21 protein-coding genes are annotated in these 25,490 nt (G+C 72.6%); 17 read left to right on the top strand and 4 right to left on the bottom strand.

The features are described 5' to 3' along the window. Positions 1-114 precede the first annotated feature (114 nt). From ABZX67_RS12990 to ABZX67_RS12970, 5 genes are all read left to right on the top strand, one after another. Positions 115-318: a cold-shock protein gene (locus ABZX67_RS12990; protein WP_042152846.1), complete on the top strand. Its 204-nt coding sequence runs from the start codon at positions 115-117 to the stop codon at positions 316-318. 118 nt (positions 319-436) lie between these two features. Further along, positions 437-1,963, top strand: a complete 1,527-nt coding sequence (locus ABZX67_RS12985) for a DEAD/DEAH box helicase (RefSeq protein WP_355358288.1) — start codon at positions 437-439, stop codon at positions 1,961-1,963. Positions 1,964-2,075: 112 nt separating this feature from the next. After that, the gene (locus ABZX67_RS12980; RefSeq protein WP_355358285.1) at positions 2,076-3,104 is read left to right on the top strand and encodes a hypothetical protein; all 1,029 of its coding nucleotides are present in this window, start codon (positions 2,076-2,078) and stop codon (positions 3,102-3,104) included. Continuing rightward, the gene (locus tag ABZX67_RS12975; RefSeq protein WP_355358282.1) at positions 3,101-4,141 is read left to right on the top strand and encodes a helix-turn-helix domain-containing protein; all 1,041 of its coding nucleotides are present in this window, start codon (positions 3,101-3,103) and stop codon (positions 4,139-4,141) included. The genes ABZX67_RS12980 and ABZX67_RS12975 overlap by 4 nt, the downstream gene beginning before the upstream one ends. An 80-nt stretch (positions 4,142-4,221) precedes the next feature. Then, positions 4,222-4,638, top strand: a complete 417-nt coding sequence (locus tag ABZX67_RS12970; RefSeq protein ID WP_355358279.1) for a ribonuclease domain-containing protein — start codon at positions 4,222-4,224, stop codon at positions 4,636-4,638. 20 nt (positions 4,639-4,658) lie between these two features. Here ABZX67_RS12970 and ABZX67_RS12965 read toward each other — a convergent pair whose 3' ends face one another. Next, positions 4,659-5,531, bottom strand: a complete 873-nt coding sequence (locus ABZX67_RS12965) for a hypothetical protein (RefSeq protein ID WP_355358508.1) — start codon at positions 5,529-5,531, stop codon at positions 4,659-4,661. Between the two features lie 300 nt (positions 5,532-5,831). On the opposite strand from ABZX67_RS12965, the gene ABZX67_RS12960 reads away from it, so the two are divergent. Further along, the gene (locus tag ABZX67_RS12960; RefSeq protein ID WP_355358276.1) at positions 5,832-6,596 is read left to right on the top strand and encodes a serine protease; all 765 of its coding nucleotides are present in this window, start codon (positions 5,832-5,834) and stop codon (positions 6,594-6,596) included. Positions 6,597-6,651: 55 nt separating this feature from the next. On the opposite strand, the gene ABZX67_RS12955 is transcribed toward ABZX67_RS12960, so the two are convergent. Then, on the bottom strand, positions 6,652-8,439 hold the full coding sequence (locus ABZX67_RS12955) for a beta-galactosidase family protein (protein ID WP_355358273.1): 1,788 nt from the start codon (positions 8,437-8,439) through the stop codon (positions 6,652-6,654). Between the two features lie 132 nt (positions 8,440-8,571). Between ABZX67_RS12955 and ABZX67_RS12950 the strand changes: the two genes are divergently transcribed. Beyond that, positions 8,572-9,459, top strand: coding sequence for an AraC family transcriptional regulator (locus ABZX67_RS12950; protein ID WP_355358270.1), 888 nt, complete (start codon positions 8,572-8,574; stop codon positions 9,457-9,459). 11 nt (positions 9,460-9,470) lie between these two features. Next, the gene (locus ABZX67_RS12945; RefSeq protein WP_355358267.1) at positions 9,471-9,830 is read left to right on the top strand and encodes a chorismate mutase; all 360 of its coding nucleotides are present in this window, start codon (positions 9,471-9,473) and stop codon (positions 9,828-9,830) included. 32 nt (positions 9,831-9,862) lie between these two features. On the opposite strand, the gene ABZX67_RS12940 is transcribed toward ABZX67_RS12945, so the two are convergent. Beyond that, positions 9,863-10,567, bottom strand: coding sequence for an FCD domain-containing protein (locus ABZX67_RS12940; protein WP_355358264.1), 705 nt, complete (start codon positions 10,565-10,567; stop codon positions 9,863-9,865). A 423-nt stretch (positions 10,568-10,990) separates the two neighbouring features. On the opposite strand from ABZX67_RS12940, the gene leuA reads away from it, so the two are divergent. The 5 genes from leuA (at position 10,991) to ABZX67_RS12915 (ending at position 18,738) form a co-directional block, all read left to right on the top strand. Further along, positions 10,991-12,796, top strand: coding sequence for a 2-isopropylmalate synthase (gene leuA / locus ABZX67_RS12935; protein WP_355358261.1), 1,806 nt, complete (start codon positions 10,991-10,993; stop codon positions 12,794-12,796). Next, positions 12,793-13,275, top strand: coding sequence for a YbaK/EbsC family protein (locus ABZX67_RS12930; protein ID WP_355358259.1), 483 nt, complete (start codon positions 12,793-12,795; stop codon positions 13,273-13,275). The genes leuA and ABZX67_RS12930 overlap by 4 nt, the downstream gene beginning before the upstream one ends. Positions 13,276-13,361: 86 nt before the next feature. Then, complete coding sequence (gene pepN, locus ABZX67_RS12925; protein ID WP_355358256.1) at positions 13,362-15,845, top strand: aminopeptidase N; 2,484 nt, start codon at positions 13,362-13,364, stop codon at positions 15,843-15,845. A 107-nt stretch (positions 15,846-15,952) separates the two neighbouring features. Beyond that, positions 15,953-17,380, top strand: a complete 1,428-nt coding sequence (locus ABZX67_RS12920; protein ID WP_355358253.1) for an aminotransferase class V-fold PLP-dependent enzyme — start codon at positions 15,953-15,955, stop codon at positions 17,378-17,380. Next, positions 17,377-18,738 (top strand): SidA/IucD/PvdA family monooxygenase, encoded by a 1,362-nt coding sequence (locus ABZX67_RS12915; RefSeq protein WP_355358250.1) that lies wholly within the window; start codon positions 17,377-17,379, stop codon positions 18,736-18,738. Before ABZX67_RS12920 ends, ABZX67_RS12915 begins: the two co-directional genes overlap by 4 nt. A 10-nt stretch (positions 18,739-18,748) precedes the next feature. On the opposite strand, the gene ABZX67_RS12910 is transcribed toward ABZX67_RS12915, so the two are convergent. Beyond that, positions 18,749-20,548 carry a 5'-nucleotidase C-terminal domain-containing protein gene (locus ABZX67_RS12910; RefSeq protein ID WP_355358247.1) on the bottom strand — a complete coding sequence of 600 codons (1,800 nt, stop codon included), beginning with the start codon at positions 20,546-20,548 and terminating at the stop codon, positions 18,749-18,751. A 112-nt stretch (positions 20,549-20,660) separates the two neighbouring features. Between ABZX67_RS12910 and ABZX67_RS12905 the strand changes: the two genes are divergently transcribed. The 4 genes from ABZX67_RS12905 to pyk all read left to right on the top strand — a co-directional run bounded on the left by ABZX67_RS12905 (position 20,661) and on the right by pyk (position 25,486). Further along, entirely contained in the window at positions 20,661-21,359 is a 699-nt protein-coding gene (locus ABZX67_RS12905; protein ID WP_355358244.1) for an SIMPL domain-containing protein, read from the top strand. Between the two features lie 81 nt (positions 21,360-21,440). Beyond that, positions 21,441-22,550: a hypothetical protein gene (locus tag ABZX67_RS12900; protein WP_355358241.1), complete on the top strand. Its 1,110-nt coding sequence runs from the start codon at positions 21,441-21,443 to the stop codon at positions 22,548-22,550. Further along, entirely contained in the window at positions 22,547-23,938 is a 1,392-nt protein-coding gene (locus tag ABZX67_RS12895; protein WP_355358238.1) for a toll/interleukin-1 receptor domain-containing protein, read from the top strand. Before ABZX67_RS12900 ends, ABZX67_RS12895 begins: the two co-directional genes overlap by 4 nt. Before the next feature lie 120 nt (positions 23,939-24,058). Next, entirely contained in the window at positions 24,059-25,486 is a 1,428-nt protein-coding gene (gene pyk, locus ABZX67_RS12890) for a pyruvate kinase (protein WP_355358235.1), read from the top strand. The last annotated feature ends 4 nt before the right edge of the window (positions 25,487-25,490 follow it).

Genomic DNA, 25,490 nt, shown 5'->3' with positions numbered 1-25,490 from the left:
TTTGGTACCCATGAACTTTATGTGCGCCTGAGCGGAAATGATCCTCAGGCGCATTCATCGTTTTTACCGGCGTTTTCTCCGGATGGGGCCCCGACACCATTCAGGAGAAAAATCATGGCTACTGGAACCGTGAAGTGGTTCAACTCGGAAAAGGGCTTCGGCTTCATCGAGCAGGACGGCGGCGGCGCCGACGTCTTCGCCCACTACTCCAACATCGCCACCCAGGGCTTCCGTGAGCTCCAGGAAGGCCAGAAGGTGACCTTCGACGTCACCCAGGGCCAGAAGGGCCCGCAGGCGGAGAACATCCTCCCCGCCTGATCGCCTGACGCGATTTCCCGCAGCCGGGACCCGCACCCTGCCACCGCAGGTGCGGGTCCCGGCTTGCGCCGTCCCAGGCCCCAAGAGCCCTGAGAGCCCCGAGAGCGAAGGCTGCTGCATGACCCGACCCGAACGCCCCGTCCGCAACCGCGCCACGAAGGCCCGCGCCACCGCGGGTGCCGGTCGCGCCACCGCCGGCGCCGCCCGCACCGTGATCGCGCCGCCGCGCGAGTTCGCGCTGCCGGAGACCGCCACCCCCGCCCTGCCGCCGGCCGCGGGCTTCGGTGACCTCGACATGCCGGCCGCGCTCCTGAAGACGCTCACCGCCCAGGGCGTGACCGAGCCGTTCCCGATCCAGGCCGCCACCCTGCCGAACTCCCTCGCGGGCCGCGACATCCTCGGCCGCGGGCGCACCGGCTCCGGCAAGACCCTCGCCTTCGGGCTCGCCCTGCTCGCCCGCACCGCGGGCCGCCGCGCCGAGCCGAAGGCCCCGCTCGGGCTGGTCCTGGTCCCCACGCGCGAGCTCGCGCAGCAGGTGACCGACGCCCTCACGCCGTACGCGACCTCCGTGCAGCTGCGGATCGCCACCGTCGTCGGCGGCATGTCGATCACCAAGCAGGCGGGCGCCCTGCGGCGCGGCGCCGAGATCCTGGTGGCCACGCCCGGCCGCCTCAAGGACCTCATCGAGCGCGGCGACTGCCGCCTCGACCGGGTGGCCGTCACCGTCCTGGACGAGGCCGACCAGATGGCCGACATGGGCTTCCTGCCCCAGGTCACGGCGCTGCTGAAGCAGGTCGAGGCGGACGGGCAGCGGATGCTGTTCTCGGCGACGCTCGACAAGAACATCGACCGGCTGGTGCGGATGTTCCTCACCGACCCCGTCGTGCACTCGGTCGACCCGTCCGCGGGCGCGGTCTCCACCATGGAGCACCACGTCCTGTACGTCGCCGACGAGACCGACAAGAAGGCCGTCACCACCCGCATCGCGGCCCGCGACGGCCGGGTGATCCTCTTCCTGGACACCAAGCGCTCCGTGGACCGCCTGGTCAAGCGCCTGCTCGCGAGCGGTGTGCGGGCCGCCGGTCTGCACGGCGGCCGCTCGCAGCCGCAGCGCAACCGCACGCTGGAGCAGTTCAAGGACGGCCGGGTCACCGCGCTCGTCGCGACGAACGTCGCGGCCCGCGGCATCCACGTCGACGACCTCGACCTCGTCGTGAACGTCGACCCGCCCACGGACCACAAGGACTACCTGCACCGCGGCGGCCGCACCGCCCGCGCGGGCGAGTCCGGCAGCGTCGTCACGCTCGTCCTGCCGGAGCAGAAGCGGGACATGAGCCGCCTCATGTCCCACGCGGGCATCACGCCGCAGGCCGCCCGCGTGAAGTCCTCCGACGAGGAGCTGGCCCGCCTCACCGGCGCCCGGGAGCCGTCCGGCGTACCGGTCACCATCGAGGTGCCGCAGCCCGAGCAGGCCCCGAAGGCGGCCGGCCAGGGCGACAAGTCCGCACGGCGCCGCCGCCCCCGCCGCGGCGGCCAGGGCGCGGGCAGCGGCGCGGCGAGCGCCGCGGCGAGCACCCAGGGCGCGCCCCGCCGCGACCGTGCGGGCGGCAACGGCGGTGGCCGCCGCCGCCGTACGGCCGCCTAGGAGCCGAACGCGCCGAACGCGTCGCCGAACGCGCCGACGCATCCGGCGTATTCACAAAGCGGGGCGCTGCCCCCAGCATGGGGGAGGGGGTTCCCGTGCGAGGGGGGCGGCGATGCGCGAGCGGGTGACGAAGGCGGCGTGGTGGCTCGTCACGGGGGGCGCCACCGCCTGGGGCGCGGCCCAGGCCACGCGTGGGGTGGAGCTGGGCGGCCCGGCCGGGCGGCAGATGGCGGTCGTACTGATCGTTCTGGCGCTGGGGCTCCTGGCCCTCCTGCCGGGCCGGGCCCTGAAGGGCGGACTGCCCCGGCTCGTGCGCACCGACGCCGCACGCCGCCACGAAGGCCCCGTCTCCTGCCTGCTGTTCGTCACCATGGTGGGCGGGGTGCTGGTGCTGGGGCCCTTGCAGTGGTGGCTGGCGGAGGCCGTGTGCGGACTGCTGGGCCTTCCCCTCCGCATCGCCGGTTTCTGGTCGTACGTGGCCGTCGCCGTGGTGGAGCTGTTCCTCGGCATAGCGGTCACCGCACTGCGCGGCTCGCTCACCGCGAAGGGCAGGGCCGAAGGAGCGGTGGGCCGGCTCGGCCGCCTGCTCGTGTGTTTCGGGGTGCTGTGGCTCCTCGTGCCGGCGCTCGACGGAGTCCGGCTGGAGGCGGACGAGGGGTGGCGGTCGCTTCTCGCCATGACCGCGATGGCCGTGCTGTTCTCCGCGCTCGGGACCGGGTACACGCTCTCCCACGACCTGGGGTGGCCGGCCCTGCGCCCGATGGTGCTCGGGTCCCTGCCCTTCCTCGTGGCGGGCTCCGTGGCCGGCGGCGCGCTGGCGCTGTGGCTGGTCTCCTGGTTCAGCACGGCGCTGCGCCCCACGCTCCACGTCTCCGGCCTCGGCACCTTCCTGCTGGGCGGCCTGATCGCGGCAGCGCTGATGTGGACGGCGGGCCTGCCCTTCTTCCTGTACGGCCTGAAGCGCCGGGGCCTGAGCCTGAGCCCGGGCCGGCGTGCCGCGTACCCGCACGACGCCGCCTACCCGCACGACGCCGCGTACCGGCCTCTCACCGTGCGCGGCACCGGCTTCGGCTACGTGTGGCCCGCGCCCCGGAAGCCGGCGGCCCCGGCCGGTGCGTCGGGCGCCGGGGGAGAGCAGTGATCCGGATCCACTTCACCGCCGAGGACTTCGCGCGCGTGCGGTTCACGGCGCGGCCGGCTCCGCTCCAGGAGCTGAACGCGGCCTTCATGACGATGTTCCACCCCGACGGCGGCCCCCTCTTCGGGCGCTGGCGGGGACGGCTGCTCCGCGCCCTGCCGACCGCCGTCGAGCCGCTGGGGGAGTTGGTGCCCGCAGGGCGGGCGCCCCGCTTCCTCGACGTGTTCGGCGACACGCTGGAGGAGGCCCTCGACACCGTTCGCGCCTCGCGCCCCGAGGTGGTCCGCGCCGAGATCGAGCGCGTGTACGCCACCCACCCCGCCCCGGCGCCGCCGTGGGTCCGGGACCTGCACCGCGGCGACGCCGCGGCCTGGCAGGTGCTGCGCCGCGCCCAGCACGCGGCGTTCGAGACCGTGGTGCGGCCGGTGTGGGAGCAGGTGCGGGACCTGCACCAGCGGGAGTTCGCCCGCCACGCCCTGGCGACGGCCGAGCACGGCGTCGGCGCCGCCCTCACCGCGCTCGTCCCGGGCAGCCGGCTGCGCGACGGCGTCTGGGAGTGGCAGGACCCCGGAGGCCCCGGAGGCCCCGGAGGCCCCGGAGACCCCGGAGACCCCGGAGACTCCGGGGCCTCCGACCAGGACCGGGACATCCGGCTGCGCGGCCGGGGCGTGGTCCTCCTGCCGACCTTCCACTGGACCGGACACCCCCTTCTCGCCGACGCCCCCGACGGCCCCCTCCACCTGACCTACGCCGCCGGCCCGGGCCTGCCGCTCACGCAGGCGCAAGCGCCCGGCACGGAGGACGCCCTGGCCGCCGTCCTCGGCCGCACCCGCCTGGACGTCCTGCTCCTGCTCGGGGAAGGGCACACCACCAGCGGGCTCGCCCGCCGCCTGCGCGTCAGCAACGCCACCGCCTCCGCCCCCGCCGCCGCCCTGCGCGGCGCCGGCCTGATCACCACGGTCCGCGCCGGCAAGTCGGTCCTCCACGCACGCACGGCGCTGGGCACCCTGCTGGTGCGGCGGCACGACGGAGCCCGCTGAGTGAAGGTGCGGTCGAGATCGGGAAAAGAGCCGGAGAGTGTAGCTGACGTGGTCATGCCCAGTCGCTCCATGATGGGCCCATGAGAATCCCCCCACGGTTCAGCCTGCTCGGCGGTGCCGCCGCCCTGCTCTCCACCCTCCTCGTCGGCCCGGCCGCCGCCAACGCCCCTGCGGCACCCCCCACTTCGGGCGCCGCCTACGCCGCCACGGCCGTCGGCGACATCTGCTACTCCGCCCTGCCGCCCCAGGCGCACGACACGCTCGGCCTCATCGAGGACGGCGGCCCCTACCCGTACCGCCAGGACGGCTCCGTCTTCCAGAACCGCGAACGGATCCTGCCGAAGCGGGCCTCCGGCTACTACCACGAGTACACCGTCGTCACCCCGGGCTCCCCGGACCGCGGCGCCCGCCGCATCGTCACCGGCGACGCGCCCCGGGAGGACTACTACACCGCCGACCACTACGCGTCCTTCGACCTCGTCGACCACGCCTGCTGAACCCGGTCGCGGAGACACCGTCAGGTGTCGCACTCCAGCACCGTCCGGCACAGCCCGCACCGGGCCCGCACCCGGCCCCGCACCGGGACCCGGATGCGCTGCTGGCACGTCGGGCAGGGGAATGAGACGCGCAACCCCGCGTCCCCGCCGTCGTGTTCGAAGGCGTACGGCAGGCCCGTCGCCGCGCCCGGGTGGTCCTGGGCGTAGCGGCGGTCCTTCGCGTAGCGGTGGCGCCCCGCCCACCCCGCGGCCGTCAGCGGGGGCCGGCGGCCGTCGCCGACGGCCTCCGCGCGGCCGCGGGTGTACGCCGTGTACGCCTGCGGGCTGGTGAACCACGGCGACGGGTCCTCGCCGAAGGCCAGCGCGCGCTTCGCGAGCACGTACCCGAACTCCTCCGGCGTGAGATAGCCGAGCTTCTGGCTGGACACGCCGTCCTCGCGGTACGCGTCCAGCAGCAGCCACCCGGCGCCCAGGTACGTCGTCGCCGTGTCCGTCAGGATCTCGTTGTCGCGCGTGCCCGGGAAGCTCAGCCCCAGCCGGTGCAGCAGCACATGCGTGATCTCGTGGGCCAGCGCCGCCCCGATGTCCCGCCGATGCGTGCGGAACCGGTCGTTCAGTTCGATGAAGTACTCCGGCCCGGAGGCCAGTTCGACGCTCGCCGCGTGCCGCATCCCCCGGAAGCTCACGATCATGCGCGCCTCCGGCAGCCGCAGCTGCCGCACCAGCGCGCCGGCCACCCGCTGCGCCCCGAGATGCAGGTCGTCGGCGTCCGCGAAGGCCACGTCGGCGGGGGCGACGCTGGAGGCGTACGCGTACAGGCCCTCGGGGGTCAGCCGCCGGTACACCGCCGTGATCGCGGCCCGCACGGTGTCGAGGTGCGGGTAGCCGTGCACGACCTCGCCGCCGACTCCGCCACCGGGCCCGCCGCTGCCGCTGTCACCGCTGTCGTTGCCGCTGCCGTTCGCCACGTCCCGTACCCCCAAGCACGACGTCGACCTCCTTCAACTGTACGGCGCCGACCGGGCGGCACAGTGGCCGAAAAGTCGCTCTTGTGGGGCTCATGATCCGCTCCGGACAATCGGACCACGCCTTGACGAGCCCATGTCACCCAACTGCCGGGCGGCGGCGGCGCGTCACGTGCGCGCTAGGCTCAACCCCCCACGAAAGGCAGACAGTTGAACAAGATCCTTGGCATGTTCAAGAGATGCGCGGCCGCCGGTGCCGTCATACTCGCCGCGGTCAGCCTCCAGCCCCTTTCGGCGGGCGCCGCCCAGGCCGCCCCGCAGCCCGTCGTCGGCGGCACCCCCGCCGCGCAGGGCGAGTTCCCGTGGATGGTCCGGCTCTCCATGGGCTGCGGCGGAGCGCTCTACACCCAGCAGATTGTCCTGACCGCCGCCCACTGCGTCAGCGGCTCCGGCAACAACACCAGCATCACCGCCACCGCCGGTGTCGTGGACCTCCAGAGCGCCAGCGCCATCAAGGTGAAGTCGACCAAGGTCCTCCAGGCCCCCGGCTACAACGGCAAGGGCAAGGACTGGGCGCTGATCAAGCTGGCCCAGCCGATCAACCTGCCCACCCTGAAGATCGCCTCCACCACGACGTACAACAGCGGCACCTTCACCGTCGCCGGCTGGGGCGCGGCCCGCGAGGGCGGCAGCCAGCAGCGCTACCTGCTCAAGGCCCAGGTGCCGTTCGTCTCCGACACCAGCTGCAAGCAGTCGTACGGCAACGAGCTCGTGCCGAGCGAGGAGATCTGCGCCGGTTACGCCCAGGGTGGCACCGACACCTGCCAGGGCGACTCCGGCGGCCCGATGTTCCGCAAGGACAACACCGGGGCGTGGATCCAGGTCGGCATCGTGAGCTGGGGCCAGGGCTGCGCCCGGCCGAACTACCCCGGCGTCTACACCGAGGTGTCCACCTTCGCCGCCGCCATCCAGTCCGCGGCCTCGACCCTCTAGCGGATAGCGGGTAGGGGAGTGGCGGGCCGGTCCGGTGAGCGGCCCGCCACTCCCGTCACGACAGGTGTACGGAGGCGGCGCCGGCGCCCTCCAGCTCCAGTACCCACACGTCGTTCGCGCCCTCCCGCAGCACCGGCCCCGGTACGAACAGCGACATCTGCGGCCCCACGCTCCAGTACCGGCCCAGGCAGAAGCCGTTGACCCAGACGAACCCCCGGGTCCAGCCGGGCAGTTCCAGCGCCGCGTCACCGGCGGCCCCGCCGGCCACCTCCACGACCGCCCGGTACAGGCCCGGCTCCCCGGCCCCCGGCCACGCCCCGGAGGGCACCTCCCCGGACGGCACCTCCGCGAACGGCACCTTCCCCACCGCCTCCGCCGTGAAGGCGTCCAGCCGCAGCCCCCGCGCCCGCACCCCGTGGACGTACTGGCGCTCATGGCGCACCCCGCCCGTGATGCCCTTGGACTCCGCGAGCCGCGGCCCGTAATTGACGCGCCCCAGCGACTCCACCCACAGCTCCACCTCCGCGGGCCCGGCCACCGGCTCCGCCAGCGCCGCCTCCTCCGTGTCCAGCACACCCGCCCGGACCCCGTCCACGTACACCACCCCCCGGTCCCGCAACCCGCTCACCGACAGCGGGTACGGCTGCCGGGGCCCCGGCAGCCGCAGCCGGTAGCGCACCAGGCCGCGGTCCACGCCCAGCTCCTCGAAGGTCGGCGGAACCGGACCCGCCCACTCCTCGTCGCCCAGCGCCTCCATGACCTCCGGCAGCGGGGCCCAGCCCGAGACCGGGGCCCGGACCGGCGCGGCCAGCCGCGCGGGCGGCGGCGGCACGTCCGGCAGCGGGCCGCCGCCCTCCGCGTACGCCTCCAGCACCGACCGGAAGGCCCAGAACTTCGCCGTCGGCAGGCCCGCCTCGTCGATCGGCGCGTCGTAGTCGTACGACGTCACCGTCGGCTCCAGCGCACCGTCGTGCAGCGGCCCCGACCGGTTCGCCCCCGCCCAGCCGCCGAAGCTCGTGCCCCCGTGCGCCATGTACACGTTGACCGAGGCCCCGCACTCCAGGATCTCCGCGAGCGCCGCCGCCGCGTCACCGGCGTCCCGCGCGGCGGGCCCGTCGCCCCAGTGGTCGAACCAGCCGCACCAGAACTCCATGCACATCAGCGGCCCGCGCGGCCGGTGCCGCCGCAGCACCCCGAACGCCTCCCGCGCGCCCGACCCGAAGTTCGCCGTGGCCAGCACCCCCGGGATCGAACCGCCGGTGAGCATGTGGTCCTCGGGCCCGTCCGCCGTGAACAGCGGCACCGTCACCCCGCACGCCTCCAGCAGATCCGCGACGTGCCGCAGATAGCCCTGGTCGGAGCCGTAGCTCCCGTACTCGTTCTCCGCCTGCACCAGGACCACCGGGCCGCCCCGGTCGATCTGCCGCTCCACCACCTGCGGCAGCAGCACGCGGAACCAGCGGTCCACGTGAGCCAGGTACGCGGCGTCCCGCGTGCGCACCCGGCGTCCCAGCGGGCCCGTCAGCCAGTGCGGCAGCCCGCCGTTCTCCCACTCCGCGCAGATGTACGGGCCCGGCCGCACGATCGCCCACAGGCCCGCCGCCCGCACCGCGTCCAGGAACCGGCCCAGGGCCTCCAGGTCCCGGTAGCGGCCGGGCTCCGGCTCGTGCAGGTTCCAGGGGACGTACGTCTCCACGCAGTTCAGGCCCATCGCGCGGAACATCGCCAGCCGGTGGCCCCACTGCTCCTCGTGCACCCGGAAGTAGTGCAGGGCGCCCGACAGCAGCCGCACCGGCCTGCCGTCCAGCAGAAAGTCGTCGTCACCCACCGTGAACTCGGCCACCGTTCCATCCCTTTCCTGATCACGTTCCGCGAGCAACTGTCGCCCTCTGGCGGCAGGCCGGTCCATGGACAAAGATCAGCGCTGGTTGGACGCAAAAACGGTTCGCCAACGGTTCGTCGGGAGGAGCGGGGCATGTACCACACCTGGATGCGCTTCTTCACGCCCGGCCCGCTCCACCAGCGCCTCGGCCTGGTCTGCCTCGGTGTCGGCCTCCAGCACGGCACCCTGCCCACGGTCGGCCCCCGCACCCTCGACCACCACGTCGCCGTCGTGATCAACGCGGGCGGCGGCTGGTACCGCTGCCCCGACGGGCGGCGCCTGACCGTCACCGCGCCCGCGCTGCTCTGGCTCACCCCCGGCGTTCCGCACCACTACGCCCCCGACCCGGCCACCGGCTGGGACGAGGGCTTCGTCGACTTCACCGGGCCCGTCACCGCCACGTACACCGAGCTCGGCTACATCGAGCCCGACCGGCCCGTCGTGCCGCTCGCCGACGCGGGCCCCGCCCGCTCCGTCATCGGCCGCATCGCGCGCGCCGCCCGGCGCGGCAACCCGCTCCTGGAGGTGGAGACCGCCGCCGCCGTCCACGAACTCCTCGTCACCCTGCGCCGCGCCCGCGCCGACACCAACGCCGACGGCGACCCCGTCCTGGAGGCCCTCGCCCGTGACGCCTTCCAGCCCCTGTCGGTCGCCGAGCACGCGGCCCGGCACGGCATGACCCCCGCCGAGCTGCGGACGGCCGTACGGCGCGGCGCCGGGTGCAGCCCCAAGGACTACCTCCTCGGCATCCGGCTCGGCCGCGCCAAGGAGCTCCTCGCCGGCACCGAGCTGCCCGTCGCAGCGGTCGCGCGCCGCGTCGGCTACGACGACCCGGCGTACTTCTCGCGGCTGTTCACCCGGCGCGTCGGCACCGCGCCGATCCGCTTCCGCGAGCAGCAGGGGCGTACGGTGCCCGGCGGCTGGAGCACCCGCGTTCCAGATCCCGAACACCCGCCGACGATCGGGTCCGGTCCCGTCTAAGCTCGCTCATCATGAGCACCAGCGACATCGACGGCATCGGCGGCACCGGCGGGACCGGTGGCACCGTTGACGACTCCGTCCGCGAGGAACTGGCCGAGCTGCGGGCCAGCATCGACAACATCGACGCGGCGGTCGTGCACATGCTGGCCGAGCGGTTCAAGTGCACCCAGCGGGTGGGCCACCTCAAGGCCCGGCACCACCTGCCCCCGGCCGACCCGGCCCGCGAGGCCCGCCAGATCGCCCGGCTGCGGCAGCTGGCGGAGAGCGCGAAGCTCGACCCGGCGTTCGCCGAGAAGCTGCTGAACTTCATCATCGCGGAGGTCATCCGCCACCACGAGACCATCGCGACCGCCTCGGCCCCGGACGCGTGACGCACTCGGGCTCCTGAAAGGGCGGACTTTCGTCACCCGCCGTGCAGCAGTGCCAGCGTCGCCTCCATGTCCGCCCGGAGCGCGCCGCTCGCGCCCTCAGCGTCGCCCCGGCGTACCGCCTCCACCAGCTCCGCGTGCAGGTCGGCGCTGTGGCCCGGCTCCCGCTCGCGCAGGTCGAGCAGCTGCACCAGGCCGATCAGGCCCTCCCGCAGCGCGGGCACGAACTCCTTGAACAGGTCCGTCAGCACGGGGTTGTGCGCGGCCGCCACCACCGCCGCGTGCAGCGAGATGTCCGCGTCCACGAACGCCGCGTCGTCGCCGCCCGCCGCCTCGGTCCGCGCCGCCAGCGCCGCGTCCATCGCCGCCAGGTCCGCCTCCGTACGGCGCGCCGCGGCCAGCCGCGCCGCCTGCACCTCCACCATCGCGCGCACCTCGTACACATCGGTGACCGCCGCGCGGCGCAGCCGGGTCGCCCAGTCCTCCACCGGCACCGCCGGCTCGGTCGCGACGACGAACACGCCGGCGCCCTGCCGCGGCCGCAGCAGCCCCGCGCCGGCCAGGAGCCGCACCGCCTCGCGGACCGTGGAGCGGCCGACGCCCAGCTCCTTGGCGAGCGTCGTCTCGCCGGGCAGCTTGGTGCCCACCGGCCAGTGCCCGCCCGTGATCTGTCCGCGCAACCGCTCCGCGGCCTGTTCGACCAGGGGGCTGGGGCGCAGCGCGCCGAGACCCGACGACATCCCTTTCACCTCTCAGCTTGTCTGAGGAGTTGTTCCGTGATTACTGTACCCGGCATGAAGCTGCGTGGTCTCCTTCTCGGCCGCCGCGGCGGGGCCTGACGCGACCGGCACCCCGCCGCGGCGTCAGGCCCTGCGCGGTCGATCTTGCCGGGCACTCGTGCCCTGGCACGCACTCCCCCAGAGCTTCGCCTGGGGGCACCCCCAGCCCGCGTTGTCGTCAGTCGCCCATGGCCCCCGTAGCGCTTCGGGCAACGGGGGAGGATCCTTCCTCCGCCTTGCAGCTGCACGTTCCCCCTCGCTTCGCCTGGGGGGACCCCCAGTCCCCGCTCGCTTATCCGGCCTGACCGACCGTGCAGGACCTGAGCCACGCCGGTCAACTCCGGTCCGACAGCCGGTCAACTCCGGTCCGACAGAAGAGGCTTCATGTCATACGCCACCCATGCCACCGACGCCCCCGGCATCGGCACCGCCCCCGCCTGGAACCCGCAGCGCGACGGCGCCATGCCGAGCCACCGCTACCGCCCCGCCCACGCCCGCGTCCCCCTCCCCGCCCTCACCGACCGCACCTGGCCCACCCGCACCATCGACCGCGCCCCCCTCTGGGTTCCCGTCGACCTGCGCGACGGCAACCAGGCGCTCGCCGAACCGATGGACACGGCGCGCAAGCGCCGCATGTTCGACCTCCAGGTCGCCATGGGGTTCAAGGAGATCGAGGTCGCCTACCCCTCCGCGAGCCGCACCGACTTCGACTTCGTACGCCACCTCGCCCAGAGCGACGCCGTACCGGACGACGTCACCGTCGTCGTCTTCACCCCCGCCCGCCCCGACCTCATCGAGCGCACCTTCGAGGCCATCGACGGCCTGCCCCGCACCGTCGTCCACCTCTACACCGCCACCGCGCCCATCTGGCGCGACATCGTCCTGGGCCGAAGCCGCGACGACATCCACACCCTCGTCCGCGACGCCGCCACGCTCATCGCCAAGCTCGCCGACGCCCGCCCCGCCCAGGACATCCGCTTCCAGTACTCGCCCGAGGTCTTCAACGCCACCGAACCGGACTACATCCTGGAGCTCTGCGACGACCTCACCGGCCCCGCCCTCTGGGACGCCTCACCCGACCGCCCCGTCACCCTCAACCTCCCCGCCACCGTCGAGATCGCCACCCCCAACGTCTACGCCGACCAGATCGAGTACACGCACCGCAACCTGGCGCGGCGCGACGCCGTCGTCCTCTCCGTCCACCCCCACAACGACCGCGGCACCGGCGTCGCCTGCGCCGAACTCGCCCTCCTGGCCGGAGCCCAGCGCGTCGAGGGCTGCCTCTTCGGCAACGGCGAGCGCACCGGCAACGTCGACCTGGTCACCCTCGCCCTCAACCTGCACACCCAGGGCGTCGACCCCATGCTGGACCTCTCCGACATCGACGCCGTCCGCCGCACCGTCGAACACTGCAACCGCCTGCCGGTCCACGAGCGCCACCCGTACGCCGGCGACCTCGTCCACACCGCCTTCTCCGGCACCCACCAGGACGCCATCAAGAAGGGCCTCGCCCACCACGCCGCCCGCGCCGCCGCCCTCGGCGTCCCGCCGGAGCAAGCCCCCTGGGAGGTCCCGTACCTGCCCATCGACCCCGCCGACATCGGCCGCGCCTACGAAGCCGTCATCCGCGTCAACAGCCAGTCCGGCAAGGGCGGCATCGCCTACCTGCTCCACACGGCGTACGGGCTCGACCTGCCCCGCCGCCTCCAGATCGACTTCTCGCGCGTCGTCCAGCACGCCACCGACGCCAGCGGCGAGGAGGTCACCGCCCCGCAGCTGTGGGACCTCTTCCACGCCACCTACCTCGCCCCGTACGAGCAGGGCCCGCTGACCCCCGCCGCCTGGCACACCACCGAAACCGCCCCCGGACACCACACCTTCCACGCCACGCTCCCCGACGGACGCGAGGTGACCGGCACCGGCAACGGCCCGCTCTCCGCGCTCACCGACGCCCTCGCCACCGCCGGAACCCCCGTCGACATCCGCCACTACGCCGAGCACGCCACCGGCACCGGCCCCGACAGCCACGCCGTGGCCTACGCCGAATGCCGCGTCGGGGACACCACCCTGTGGGGCGTGGGCCGGGACACCTCCGTGCTCACCGCCTCCGTACACGCCGTGATCGCGGCGGCCCACCGCGCCCACGCCCACACCGACACCCACACCGACACCGAAGGGACCGCCCGATGAGCGAGCTCCCCGCCCGCAGCCGCCTCGTCGCCGACGCGCTCGCCGCGGCCGGCGCCCCCGGCGCCGTCCGCGAGCTGCCCGGCTCCGCCCGTACCGCCGCCGAAGCCGCCGCCGCCCTCGGCTGCGACATCGGCGCCATCGCCAACAGCCTCGTCTTCCACGCCGACGGCACCCCCGTCCTCGTCATGACCAGCGGCAGCCACCGCGTCGACACAGCCGCCCTCGCCGCCCGCCTCGGCCTGCCCGCGCTCCACCGCGCCACCCCCGAGCAGGTACGCGCCGCCACCGGCCAGGCCATCGGCGGCGTCGCCCCGATCGGCCACCCCACCCCCCTGCGCACCGTCGTCGACACCGCGCTCGCCGACCACCCGCGCGTCTGGGCGGCGGCCGGACACCCGCGCACCGTCTTCCCCACGACGTACGAGGAACTCCTGCGCCTCACGGGCGGCACCGCGCACCCGGTGACCGCGACCGTCTAGGCCGTGTCCGGGCTCGGGTCCGCCGTCCGCTCAGCCGTGAGAAGAACTCGCGTGTCCGGCGTTCAACCATCGGGCAGCATGGGCCCATGCCCGTACTGACGCGCGACGAAGCGCAGACCCGAGCCCGGTTCCTCGACGTCCAGCGGTACACGATCGACCTGGACCTCACCACCGGCGACGACACCTTCGACTCGACCACCGTCATCCGGTTCACCGCCCGCACCCACGGCGACACCTTCGTCGAGCTCAAGCCCGCCACCCTCCGGGCGCTCTCCCTCGACGGGCAGCCCCTCGACCCCGAGGCGCTCGTCGACAACCGCTACCCCCTCACCCTCACCGAGGGCCCGCACGAGCTGCGCGTCGACGCCGCCATGCGCTACTCGCGCACCGGCGAGGGCATGCACCGCTTCACCGACCCCAGCGACGGCGAGACCTACGCCTACACCCAGCTGTTCATGGAGGACGTCCAGCGCGTCTTCGCCGCCTTCGACCAGCCCGACCTCAAGGCCGTCTTCGAGCTGACCGTCACCGCGCCCGACGGCTGGACCGTCCTCGCCAACGGCATCACCACCCCCCAGGGCGACGGCCGCTGGCAGGCCGCCCCCACCCCCCTCATCTCCACCTACCTCGTCGCCGTCGCCGCCGGCCCCTGGCACTCCATCCGCACCGAACACGCCGGACTGCCCTTCGGCATCCACTGCCGCCGCTCCCTCGCCCCCTACCTCGACGCCGACGCCGACGAGATCCTCGACGTCACCCGGCAGTGCTTCGACCGGTACCACGAGAAGTTCGAGGAGCCGTACCCCTTCGACTCCTACGACCAGGCCTTCGTGCCCGAGTTCAACGCCGGCGCCATGGAGAACCCCGGCCTGGTCACCTTCCGCGACGAGTTCGTCTACCGCTCCGCCGTCACCGTCACCGAGCGCCAGACCCGCGCCATGGTCATCGCCCACGAGATGGCCCACATGTGGTTCGGCGACCTCGTCACCCTCAAGTGGTGGGACGACATCTGGCTGAACGAGTCCTTCGCCGAGTACATGGGCTACCAGACCCTCAACGAGGCCACCACCCGCTACCCCGACACCTGGGTCGACTTCGGCGTCGTACGCAAGGCCTGGGGGTACGACGCCGACCAGCGGCCCTCCACCCACCCCGTCGCCCCCGACCCCGACGCCGTCCCCGACACGGCCTCCGCGATGCTCAACTTCGACGGCATCTCCTACGCCAAGGGCGCCTCCGCGCTGCGGCAGCTCGTCGCCTGGATGGGCGAGAAGGACTTCCTCGCCGGCATCAACGTCCACTTCGCCCGCCACAAGTTCGGCAACGCCACCCTCGCCGACTTCATCGACAACCTCGCCTCCGCGACCGACCGCGACATCCACGGCTGGGCCGAGGCATGGCTGCGCACCACCGGCGTCGACACCCTCACACCCGCGTACGACCCGGCCGACGGCACCCTCGCCGTCCAGCGCACCGGCAGCCGCCCGCACCGCGTCACCGTCGGCCTGTACGACCGCGAACTCGCCGACGGGTCCCAGTTGGTGCTGCGCGAGCGCGTCGAGATCGACGTCCCGCAGGAAGCCCCGGCGACCATCCCCGGCCCCCGCCCGGCCCTCATCGTCCTCAACGACGGCGACCACACCTACGCCAAGATCCGCCTCGGCCAACACTCCGAGGAACCCGCCTTCCGCAACCTCTCCGGCATCCCCGACGCCCTCACCCGCGCCGTCGTGTGGAACTGCCTGCGCGACATGGTCCGCGACGGCGAACTCCCGCCCACCGAGTACCTGCAGACCGCCCGCGCCCACCTCCCCGAGGAGAAGGACCTCGCCATCGTCCAGGGCGTCCTCGGCTTCGCCTCCACCCAGATCGCCGACCGCTACCTCACCCCCGAGACCCGGCCCGACGCCCTCGCCCTCCTCACCGACCTCACCCGCGACCTCATCCGCCGCACCGAGGACGGCACCGACCCGGGCCTCCGCCTCACCGCCGTACGCCACCGCATCGACGCCGCCCAGCAGCCCGGCACCCTCCAGGGCTGGCTCGCCGAAGGCGCCGTCCCCGGCGGCCCCGACCTCGACCCCGAACTCCGCTGGCGCATCCTGGCCCGCCTCGCCGCCCTCGGGGCCACGGACGAGGACGCCATCGCCGCCGAACTGGACCGCGACCCCAGCGCCACCGGCCAGGAAGGCGCCGCCCGCTGCCGCGCCGCACTCCCCACCCCCGAAGCCAAAGCGGCCGCCTGGGAGCGGATGTTCGCCTCCGACGCGCTCTCCAACTACCTGTTCACCGCCACCGCACAAGGCTTCTGGCAGCCCGAACAGGCCGAGCTCGTACGGGAGTACGTGCCCCGCTTCTACCCCGACGCCATCGCCCTCGCCGACCGCCGCGGCCCCGCCATCGCCGAGGCCGCCGGCCGCTACGCCTTCCCCGCCCACGCGGTCGACGCCGACAACCTGCGCCTCGGCGAGGAGCACCTGGCGGCCGGCACCATGATCCCGGCGCTGCGCCGCAAGCTCGTCGACCAGCTCGACGACCTGCGCCGCGCCCTGCGCGTCCGGGAGGCATAGCAGCAGCGGGACCCCGGGGCGTACGTCTCGCCGCGGGCGTCCCACTTTCGGGTTGTGATCGCGCCGCACCGGACCCACCCGGTGCGGCGGCGGTCCACGCTGGCCCCATGAGCACCCCGTCCCTCGCCGGAGGTCCCGCAGGCCCCGACGCACTGCGCCCCCACGTCGACACCGTGCTCGACGCCCTCCACACCGGCACCACCGCCCGCGGCGGCCCCCTGCCCCCGGGCGGCCCCGCCGCCGTGACGGCCTACCTCCACCAGACCCTGAGAGGGCATGAGCCGGCGACCTCGGAGGGCCTCGGGGCGCAACCCCTCATCCCCCCCACCGGCACCGGCCCCCACGAAGCCCTCCGCACCCTCACCCACGCCCTCGCCTACGGCGCCGCCGACCCCGCGCACCCCCACTGCGCCGCCCACCTCCACACACCGCCGCTCGCCCTCGCCGTCGCCGCCGACCTCGCGGCCGCCGCGCTCAACCCGTCCCTCGACTCCTGGGACCAGGCCCCCGCGGCCTCCGCCCTCGAAGAGCTCGTCACCCGCGCCCTCGCCACCGAGGTCCACCCCACCGGACCCGACCCCGACGCGCTCGTCACCACCGGCGGCACCGAGGCCAACCAGCTCGCCCTGCTCCTCGCCCGCGAGCGCCACGGCGCGTTCGGCGCCACCGTGCAGACCGTCTGCGCCGCGAACGCTCACCACTCCCTCCACCGCGCCACCTGGCTCCTCGGCCTGCCCGAGCCCGTCACCGTGCCCGCACCCGGCGGCACCCTCGACCTCACCGCCCTCGAAGCCGTCCTCACCGGACTGCGCGGCCCCGTCCTCGTCGCCGCCACCGCCGGCACCACCGACACCGGCCGCATCGACCCGCTCCCCGAGATCGCCGACCTGTGCGACGCCCACGGCGCCGACCTCCACATCGACGCCGCCTACGGCGGCCCGCTGCTCTTCAGCGCAACCCGCCGCCCCCTCCTGAGTGGCCTCGACCGCGCCACCACCGTCACCCTCGACCTGCACAAACTCGGCTGGCAACCACTCGCCGCCGGCCTCCTCGCCGTACCCGATCGCGCCCTCCTGCGGCCCCTCGCCCACACCGCCGAGTACCTCAACGCCGACGACGACACCGAAGCCGGCCTGCCCGACCTCCTCGGCCGCTCCCCGCGCACCAGCCGCCGCCCCGACATCCTCAAGATCGCCGTCACCCTCCGCGCCCTCGGCCGCTCCGGACTCGGCGCCCTCGTCGACCAGGTCTGCACCATCGCCCAGCACCTCGCCGACCTCGTCGAGAAGAGCCCCGCCCTGGAGCTCTACGAACGCCCCACCCTCTCCACCGTCCTCTTCCGCCCCACCGGCGCCCCCGACACCACCGTCGCCGCCATCCGCCGCACCCTCCTCACCGAAGGCCGCGCCGTCCTCGGCCGCGCCCGCACCGCCGACGGACGCCTCTGGCTCAAGGCCACCCTCCTCAACCCCCACACCACCCCCGACGACCTCGCACAACTCCTCGACCTCGTGGAAGGCAGCACCACCCGATGACCGAACACCCCCACACCACCGAACACCCCCACGACCTCGTGGGCGTCGGCATCGGCCCCTTCAACCTCTCCCTCGCCGCCCTCGCCCACGGCGTCCCCGGCGGCCTCGCCACCGCCTTCTACGAACAGCGCCCCGCCTTCCACTGGCACCCCGGCCTCCTCATCGAGGGCGCCACCCTCCAGGTTCCCTTCCTCGCCGACCTCGTCACCCTCGCCGACCCCACCAGCCCCTGGACATTCCTCAACTACCTCCGCGGCCGCGAGCGCCTCTACCCCTTCTACTTCTCCGAGCGGTTCCACATCCACCGCGCCGAATACGACGCCTACTGCCGCTGGGTCAGCGACCACCTGCCCGGACTCCACTTCGGCCACCAGGTCGACGCCGTCCGCTGGAACCCCGAACGCGACGTCTTCGAAGTCGACTACACCCGGCTCGACGCCGACGGCCACGCCGAAGCCCCCGGCCGCACCCACGCCCGCCACCTCGCCCTCGGCATCGGCACCGAGCCCTACATCCCCGAACCGCTCAGGCCCCTCGCCGCCGCACCCGCCGTCCCCGTCCTCCACTCCGCCGACTACCTCCACCACCGCGACCGCCTCATCGCCGCCGACCACGTCACCGTCATCGGCTCCGGCCAGTCCGGCGCCGAGATCTTCCTCGACCTCCTGCGCGCCCGCCCCGCCGGCGCCGAGAAGATCCACTGGCTCGCCCGCACCGAGGCCTTCGCCCCCATGGAGTACTCCAAACTCGGCCTGGAGCACTTCACCCCCGACTACACCCGCTACTTCCACGCCCTGCCCGAGCACGTCCGCAACGACCTCGTCCCCCGCCAGTGGCAGCTCCACAAAGGCATCGACACCGACACCATCGCCGCCATCCACGACGAGCTCTACCGCCGCACCCTCCACGGCGGCTGGCCCGACGCCGTCCTCACCCCCGGCGTCCGCGTCCGCACCGCCGGACGCCTCGCCACCACCAAGGTCGAACTGCACGTCGAACACATCCAGCAAGGCACCCGCGACCGCATCGTCACCGACGCCGTCGTCCTCGCCACCGGCTACCGCCAACGCCCCCTCGAACGCGTCCTCGCCGGCCTCGACCCCTACATGCGCCGCGACTCCACCGAACGCCCCCGCGTCGACGACCAGTACCGCCTCGTCCTCGACCCCTCCGTCACCGGCGCCGTCTACGTACAGAACGCCGAAACCCACACCCACGGCGTCGGCGCGCCCGACCTCGGCCTCGCAGCCTGGCGCGCCGCCACCATCCTCAACTCACTCACCGGCAAGGAGCCCTACCCGCTGCCCGGACGGACCGCGTTCACCACCTTCGGCCTCCCCCACCAGAGGACCCGCTAGAAGCCCCCGGCTAGAAGACGGGGACACCGTCCCGCGTCAGCCTCCACCCCACCGCGGCGAACGCGGCCGGGTCGATCGTCCCCTTCGCCTGCACCCACTGGATGATCGTGTTACGGATCTCCTCCGAGTTCGACCACACCTGCTTCGCCGAAGCGACGTGCGGGAACGCCCCACCGCCACTCGCCCGGTAGTTGTTCACCGCCAGCACGAACCGCGCCTCCGGGTCCAGCGGCTTGCCCTCGAAGGACAGGTTCACGATCCGCGAACCGACCGGCTGCGCGATGTCGATCTCGTACGTCAGCCCGTACACCGCGTCGTAGTTGTAGTCCGGCGTACCGTCCGCGTTCGTCAGCTTCGCCGTCTCCACCGGCGCACCCGCCGCGGTCCGGACGTAGTACTTCGCCGAGTACTCCAGGTACTCCTTCAGCTGCGCACCCGTCAGCAGCCGCGCCTCCAGCGTGTTCTCGAACGGGTACAGACCCGCCGCGTCCCGGATCGTCACCTGGCCCGCCGGAATCCGCGCCGTCCGCGAGAAGCACGACGCCTGCGACAGCACCGGCAGCGCCGCGTACTCGCCGCCCGCCAGCGCCGCCCTCACCGTCTCCGCCTGCACATGGTTGATCAGATCGATGATCGGCTCGTCCTTCCACGGCGCATCGGCCGTGGACATCGCGACCGGCGACGTACCGATCACCTGGTTGACGTACGCCACGACCTTCGCGTGCTCGTCACCGAGCAGCTTCACGATCCCCGGGTCCTCCTCGACCGTGTTCGAGTTCAGCACCGAGGCGCCGACCTTCTCCACGACCCAGCGGCCCCCGCGCCACACCACCTCGAAGTCGAACAGCGTCAGCCGCTGCCCCCACTTCAGCGGCTCGGACAGCACGACGTCCTTGCCCGTCTCCTTGTTCCTCACCCGGTACTCCGGGATCTCGGTGTGCGCGTGCCCGACCAGGATCGCGTCGATGCCCGGCACCTGCTCGGCCACGAGCGCCGCGGCGTTCTCGATGTACGGCAGCTGGTCACCGTACGACGACGTGCCGCTGGACCCCGAGTGCGCGGACACGATCACCACGTCCGCACCCATCGCCCGCAGCTTCGGCACCCACTTCGCGGCCTGCTCCTCCAGCCCCGGGAAGACCATCTTGCCGCCGACGTTCGCCTTGTCCCAGATCGCGATCCCCGGGTTCGTCAACCCCAGCACCGCCACCCGCACATCCCGCCCGCACGGCGTACGCAGCCGGTGCAGGCTGTACGGCGGGAACGCCGGCCGCAGCGTCTTCGCGTCCAGCGCGTTCGCGCCCAGCAGCGGGAAGTCGCACTGGTCCTGGAACTTCCGCAGCACCGGTATGCCGTAGTTGAACTCGTGGTTGCCCAGCGCCGCCGCGTCGTACCCGATGGCGTTCATGGCCTGCGCCATGGGGTGCACCGGGCCGCGCTCGGCCGTGATCGGGTCCACCTTGGCGTAGTAGTACGCCAGCTGCGTGCCCTGGATCGTGTCGCCCGCGTCGATGAGCAGCGTGTTGCGCCGCCCCTTCGCCGCGCGGACCTGCTCGACGAGCGTGGAGATCTTCGCGAGACCGACGTCGTTGCGCGCCTTGTCGTCGAACTCCCTGTCGGTGAAGTAGTCCCAGTTGAAGACGTTCCCGTGCAGGTCGGTGGTGCCCATGACGGTGAAGGAGTACCGCTTGCCCTTCCCGTCCTTCCCCCCACCCTGCGCCACGGCCGGGCCCGCGACGGACCCCGCCAAGGCCACACCGGCACCGGCGGCGGCCGACCGCTCCAGGAAGGTCCTACGGTTCAGCGGCATGTGATCTCCTTCGATTCTCCGTGCACAACGCGCGTAGATTCTGTCGTACGGCGGCCCCCGGAAACAGGCCCCGCAAGGTTTCGATCCGATGACCACGAGGAAGTGACGGGCCATGACCAGCGACCTGCCGTACGGAACCGCCCAAGCCCCCCGCGTCGCCGTGCGCGGCGAAGCCCGCCTGGTAGTCGACCCCGAAATCGCCCGCATCGGCATTTCCGTCGGCGCCCGCGGCACCGACCGGCGCAGCGCCCTCGAAGACCTCACCCGCCGCAACACCACCGTCCTCGAACTCGTCAAGTCGTACGGCGACGCCGTCGAGAAACTGGAGACCGGAGCCTTCTCCATCAGCCCCGAGCTCACCAAACGCGGCAAAGGCGAACGCGTTCGCGCCTACCACGGCCGCGTCCACCTCACCGCCGAACTCTCCGACTTCACCGCCCTCGGCGAACTCACCACCCGCCTCGCCGACCTCGAACTCACCCGCGTCGACGGCCCCTGGTGGGCCCTGCGCCCCGACTCCCCGGCCCACGGCGCCGCCCGCCGCCAAGCCGTCAAGGAAGCCGTCCAGCGCGCCCGCGAATACGCCGACGCCCTCGGCACCCGCCTCGCCGCACTCGTCGAACTCGCCGACCTCGGCGCCGAGAACGCCCCCTCCTACCCCCTGCGGCCCAACGCCCCCGGCGGCGCACCCCGCATGGCCTTCGCGGCCGAAGCCACGGAGATGGCCCCCGCCCTCGACCTCGAACCCCAGCGCCAGACCGTCACCGCCCAGGTGAACGCCCGATTCACCATGCACCCCCCGGAGTTGTAGCCGCGCCCCGTTTGGCCCGCGCACCGGCAAGGAAGGCTCACTCATCCGCTCGGCAGACCACGAGGCGCTTGGGGGAACGCGATGAGACGGCTGATCGCTGTAGTGGGAAGCGCGGACCCCGCCCGCGCCTACGACCCGCCACTGGCCCACGCCGAGACCGCCTCACCGGCGTGCGAGCAGATCGGCAGGGCGCTCGCCGAGGCCGACTGCGACCTCATCGTGTACTCCAGCGAAGCCCAGTTCGTGGAGGACCAGGTCGTCACGGGCTACCTGTCCGTGGCCGACAGCCCGGCCGGAGCCATCCACGTCCGCCCGCCGTACGGGGATGGCGAGAAGGACTTCCCCCTCCTCACCGAACGCCCCGAGATGTTCGACATCCGCTACGAATCCGGCGAGAACTGGGAAACCAGCTTCTACCGCTCCCTGAGAGAAGTGGACGGTGTCATCCTCGTCGGCGGAGGACGATCCACACTCGTCACCGGCATGGTGTGCCTCGCCTTCGACGTCCCCGTAGCGGCGGTGGCCTGCTTCGGCGGAGCCGCCCGCAAGGTCTGGGACACCATGAACCGCGTCGGACACCACGCCACCCCGGAGGAAGTGTCCGCCATGGGCGCCGAATGGAGCGACACCTCGGCGCCCACCCTCATACGGCTGCTCCTCGCCCAACACCAGCGCCGGGACGCCCAGCGCAACCAACAGAACCGCCTACGGCTCGGGGAGGCCTGGCGCAGCGCCCTCGGCATCACCATCGGCCTCCTGCTGCTCTGCCTCGGACTGGCGATGATCCCGCTCACCTACGCCGTCAGCTCGAACGCCTTCGTCAACGTCACGGCGCTCGTGGCCGGAGCCCTGGCCACCGGAACATCCGGAGCCATCACCCGCAACGCCTTCGACCACGGCGTCCACTGGGCCAGGACGGCCGCACTCGGCATGTCCGCCGGCGCCATCTCCTTCCTCCTCTTCGTCTCCGCGCAACTGGCGGCCTCCCCGGAGATACTCACCGGAGACGGCGCACGGCGCCTGCTGTTCTTCGTCCTCACGGTCGGCTTCGTATCCGGCTTCACCTTCGACGCCGTCTACGGCCGCCTCAAGCAGACCGAAGCGCCGGCGACAGGCCAGCCGCAGACGCCGGCCGTACCCGCCGCACCCGCCACACCCACGGCACCCCCCGACACCGGGAGCGGAGGATGACCACCGACGCATCCGACACCGGAGCCGGCCGCCTCGGCGTCTTCCTCAGCCACCGCTACCACTCCCCGGCGGAGAACCAGTACTTCTGGCGCCTGCTGAGCTCCGTCGAGGACGTCTCCTTCCGCGTCGACGAAGGCATCTCCTTCACCAGCACCGTCAGACTCGAACGCATGATCAGGGACGCCGACGGATTCGTCGGCATCTACCCCCTGCCCGGCGGACCGAGGGAGACCTACACCCGGACACTGCTCCGCCACGAGGCCCGCTACTTCCGGCTCGAACTGAGCATGGCCGTCCGCGCGCGCAAGCCCGCGATCGTCTTCCACGACCACCGCCTCGTCCCCGCCCTCAAAGCCCCCTCCGACGTCCGCCTCATCGAGTACGACGCCCAGGAGATCGGCTCCTCCGCCCCCTCGTCCGTCCCCGCCAAGGTCACCACGGCATACCGCGCCTTCATGGCCGACCTCCACGACGCCGCCACCACCACCACGGGAACCGGCCGGGCCTACCAGAAACGCCACGTGGGACTCATCGTGTCACCACCGCACCAACAGACCGTGGTCCCGGCACTGACCGAACTGCTCCACGAGCACGCCTGGGAACCGATGGCCCTGCCCTGGCCTCCCCGGATGAACCTCGACCTCATCACCCGCCTGCGCCAGTGCGACTGGCTCGTCATCGACCTCGACGACCCCGCCTCCCGCATGGCGGCCGCCTACGCCCACGGCCAGTTCATCCCCACCCTGCCGATCACCTCGACCACCGACGTACCCGGCGAAGACACCCTGTACGGCGACGTCGAAACCGGACACAGGCGCGCCATCATCCGATGGTCCGACCCCGCGGACCTGGAACGCGCGTTCGACATTCACCTCAAGGTGACCGACGAGCCCGCACGCTACATCGGCGGAGCCGACCAAGCCGTCGACTACTTCCGCACGGCCGCGAAACGCAGCGAACGCGTCTTCCTCAGCTACGCCGCGGAAGACGGCGAGCGGGCCGCGGAATTCTCCCGCCTCCTCGGCGACAGATTCCAGCACGTATTCGACTACCGCGCGTCCCGCGCCATCCCCGTCGGCGAACCCTGGATGGACACCCTGCTCACCGGCCTCGCCCGCTCCGCGGTCGGAGTGCTGCTCATCTCGGAGGCGTACCTGTCGAGCACCTACTGCCTCCTGGAAGCACGCGAGCTCTACCGCGCCTCCGTGGAAGGCCGCGCCAGCCTCGTACCCGTACGTCTCGACGGGGCGCGCATGCCCGACTTCCTGGAAAGCACGCAGTACCGGGGCATCTACCGGTACTCACCGAAAGAGATCGTCGACGAACTGGTCTCGACGCTCCACGAGCGGGAGAACGCCGCCCGCCGCCCGGACGGCCCACCCTCATAAATGCTCATCAGAGCATCCCCCCGCACAATTCAACACTTGTCAATAGCCCTTCACGCAAAGGTTGTTGAGTCGTCATGCGGGACCAATTCTCTACCCGCCGGTAGGCCCTAGGGTCGGACCATGCGCCGAGCAAAAATCGTCTGTACCCTGGGGCCCGCCACCGACACATACGACCAGATCAAGACACTGGTCGAGGCCGGAATGGACGTCGCCCGCCTCAACCTCAGCCACGGCTCGTACGCCGAACACGAGGAGCGTTACGAGCGCGTACGCAAAGCCTCCGACGAAACCGGCCGCAGCGTCGGCGTCCTGGCCGACCTTCAAGGCCCGAAGATCCGGCTCGGACGCTTCCGCGAAGGCCCCGTACTCCTTGAACGCGGTGACACCTTCACCATCACCGTCGAACCCGTCGAAGGCGACCGCCACCTCTGCGGCACCACCTACGCAGGCCTCGCCGACGACGTCACCCCCGGCGAACGCATCCTCGTCGACGACGGCCGCGTCACCCTCGAAGTCACCTCCGTCGACGGCCCCCGCGTCCACACCACCGTCACCGAAGGCGGCATGGTCTCCGACAACAAGGGCCTCAACCTCCCCGGCGTCGCCGTCTCCGTCCCCGCCCTCTCCACCAAGGACGTCGAAGACCTCCGCTGGGCCCTGCGCACCGGAGCCGACGTCATCGCCCTCTCCTTCGTACGCAGCGGACGCGACATCGAGGACGTCCACCGCGTCATGGACGAGGAAGGCCGCCGCGTCCCCGTCATCGCGAAGATCGAGAAGCCGCAGGCCGTCGAGAACATCGACGACATCGTCGCCGCCTTCGACGGCATCATGGTCGCCCGCGGCGACCTCGGCGTCGAAATGCCGCTGGAGCAGGTGCCCATCGTCCAGAAGCGCGCCATCAAGCTCGCCAAGCGCAACGCCAAGCCGGTCATCGTCGCCACCCAGATGCTCGACTCGATGATCGAGAACTCCCGCCCCACGCGCGCCGAGGCCAGCGACGTCGCCAACGCCGTCATCGACGGCACCGACGCCGTCATGCTCTCCGGCGAGACCAGCGTCGGCCGGTACCCCATCGAGACCGTCCGCACGATGAGCCGCATCGTCGAAGCGGCCGAGGAGGACATCCTCGCCAAGGGCCTGGCCCCCCTCACCGACCGCAACAAGCCCCGCACCCAGGGCGGCGCCGTCGCCCGCGCGGCCGCCGAGATCGGCGACTTCCTCGACGCCAAGTACCTCGTCGCCTTCACCCAGTCCGGCGACACGGTCAAGCGCCTCTCCCGCTACCGCTCCCCGATCCCGCTCCTCGCCTTCACCCCGGAGCCGGCCACCCGCTCCCAGCTGAACCTCACCTGGGGCGTCGAGACCTTCCTCGGCCCGCACGTGGAGTCCACGGACGCGATGGTCGCCCAGGTCGACGAGCAGCTGACCAAGATCGGGCGCTGCCGCAAGGGCGACCTGGTCGTGATCACCGCCGGCTCCCCGCCGGGCGTCCCGGGCTCCACGAACCTGGTCCGCGTCCACCGCATCGGCGACCGGGTGGCGTAGCCCC

It is taken from the genome of Streptomyces sp. NPDC003036, assembly GCF_040611175.1.
GTDB lineage: Bacteria > Actinomycetota > Actinomycetes > Streptomycetales > Streptomycetaceae > Streptomyces.
The sequence above is the reverse complement of the archived record's forward strand: the minus strand, read 5'-3'. Positions and strand labels throughout refer to the sequence as shown.

Coding starts and splice junctions, on each gene's coding strand:
- ABZX67_RS12990 (WP_042152846.1), top strand. CDS start 115: ATGGCTACTGGAACCGTGAAGTGGTTCAACTCGGAAAAGGGCTTCGGC.
- ABZX67_RS12985 (WP_355358288.1), top strand. CDS start 437: ATGACCCGACCCGAACGCCCCGTCCGCAACCGCGCCACGAAGGCCCGC.
- ABZX67_RS12980 (WP_355358285.1), top strand. CDS start 2,076: ATGCGCGAGCGGGTGACGAAGGCGGCGTGGTGGCTCGTCACGGGGGGC.
- ABZX67_RS12970 (WP_355358279.1), top strand. CDS start 4,222: ATGAGAATCCCCCCACGGTTCAGCCTGCTCGGCGGTGCCGCCGCCCTG.
- ABZX67_RS12960 (WP_355358276.1), top strand. CDS start 5,832: ATGTTCAAGAGATGCGCGGCCGCCGGTGCCGTCATACTCGCCGCGGTC.
- ABZX67_RS12950 (WP_355358270.1), top strand. CDS start 8,572: ATGTACCACACCTGGATGCGCTTCTTCACGCCCGGCCCGCTCCACCAG.
- ABZX67_RS12945 (WP_355358267.1), top strand. CDS start 9,471: ATGAGCACCAGCGACATCGACGGCATCGGCGGCACCGGCGGGACCGGT.
- ABZX67_RS12940 (WP_355358264.1), bottom strand. CDS start 10,567: ATGTCGTCGGGTCTCGGCGCGCTGCGCCCCAGCCCCCTGGTCGAACAG.
- leuA (WP_355358261.1), top strand. CDS start 10,991: ATGTCATACGCCACCCATGCCACCGACGCCCCCGGCATCGGCACCGCC.
- ABZX67_RS12930 (WP_355358259.1), top strand. CDS start 12,793: ATGAGCGAGCTCCCCGCCCGCAGCCGCCTCGTCGCCGACGCGCTCGCC.
- pepN (WP_355358256.1), top strand. CDS start 13,362: ATGCCCGTACTGACGCGCGACGAAGCGCAGACCCGAGCCCGGTTCCTC.
- ABZX67_RS12920 (WP_355358253.1), top strand. CDS start 15,953: ATGAGCACCCCGTCCCTCGCCGGAGGTCCCGCAGGCCCCGACGCACTG.
- ABZX67_RS12915 (WP_355358250.1), top strand. CDS start 17,377: ATGACCGAACACCCCCACACCACCGAACACCCCCACGACCTCGTGGGC.
- ABZX67_RS12910 (WP_355358247.1), bottom strand. CDS start 20,548: ATGCCGCTGAACCGTAGGACCTTCCTGGAGCGGTCGGCCGCCGCCGGT.
- ABZX67_RS12905 (WP_355358244.1), top strand. CDS start 20,661: ATGACCAGCGACCTGCCGTACGGAACCGCCCAAGCCCCCCGCGTCGCC.
- ABZX67_RS12900 (WP_355358241.1), top strand. CDS start 21,441: ATGAGACGGCTGATCGCTGTAGTGGGAAGCGCGGACCCCGCCCGCGCC.
- ABZX67_RS12895 (WP_355358238.1), top strand. CDS start 22,547: ATGACCACCGACGCATCCGACACCGGAGCCGGCCGCCTCGGCGTCTTC.
- pyk (WP_355358235.1), top strand. CDS start 24,059: ATGCGCCGAGCAAAAATCGTCTGTACCCTGGGGCCCGCCACCGACACA.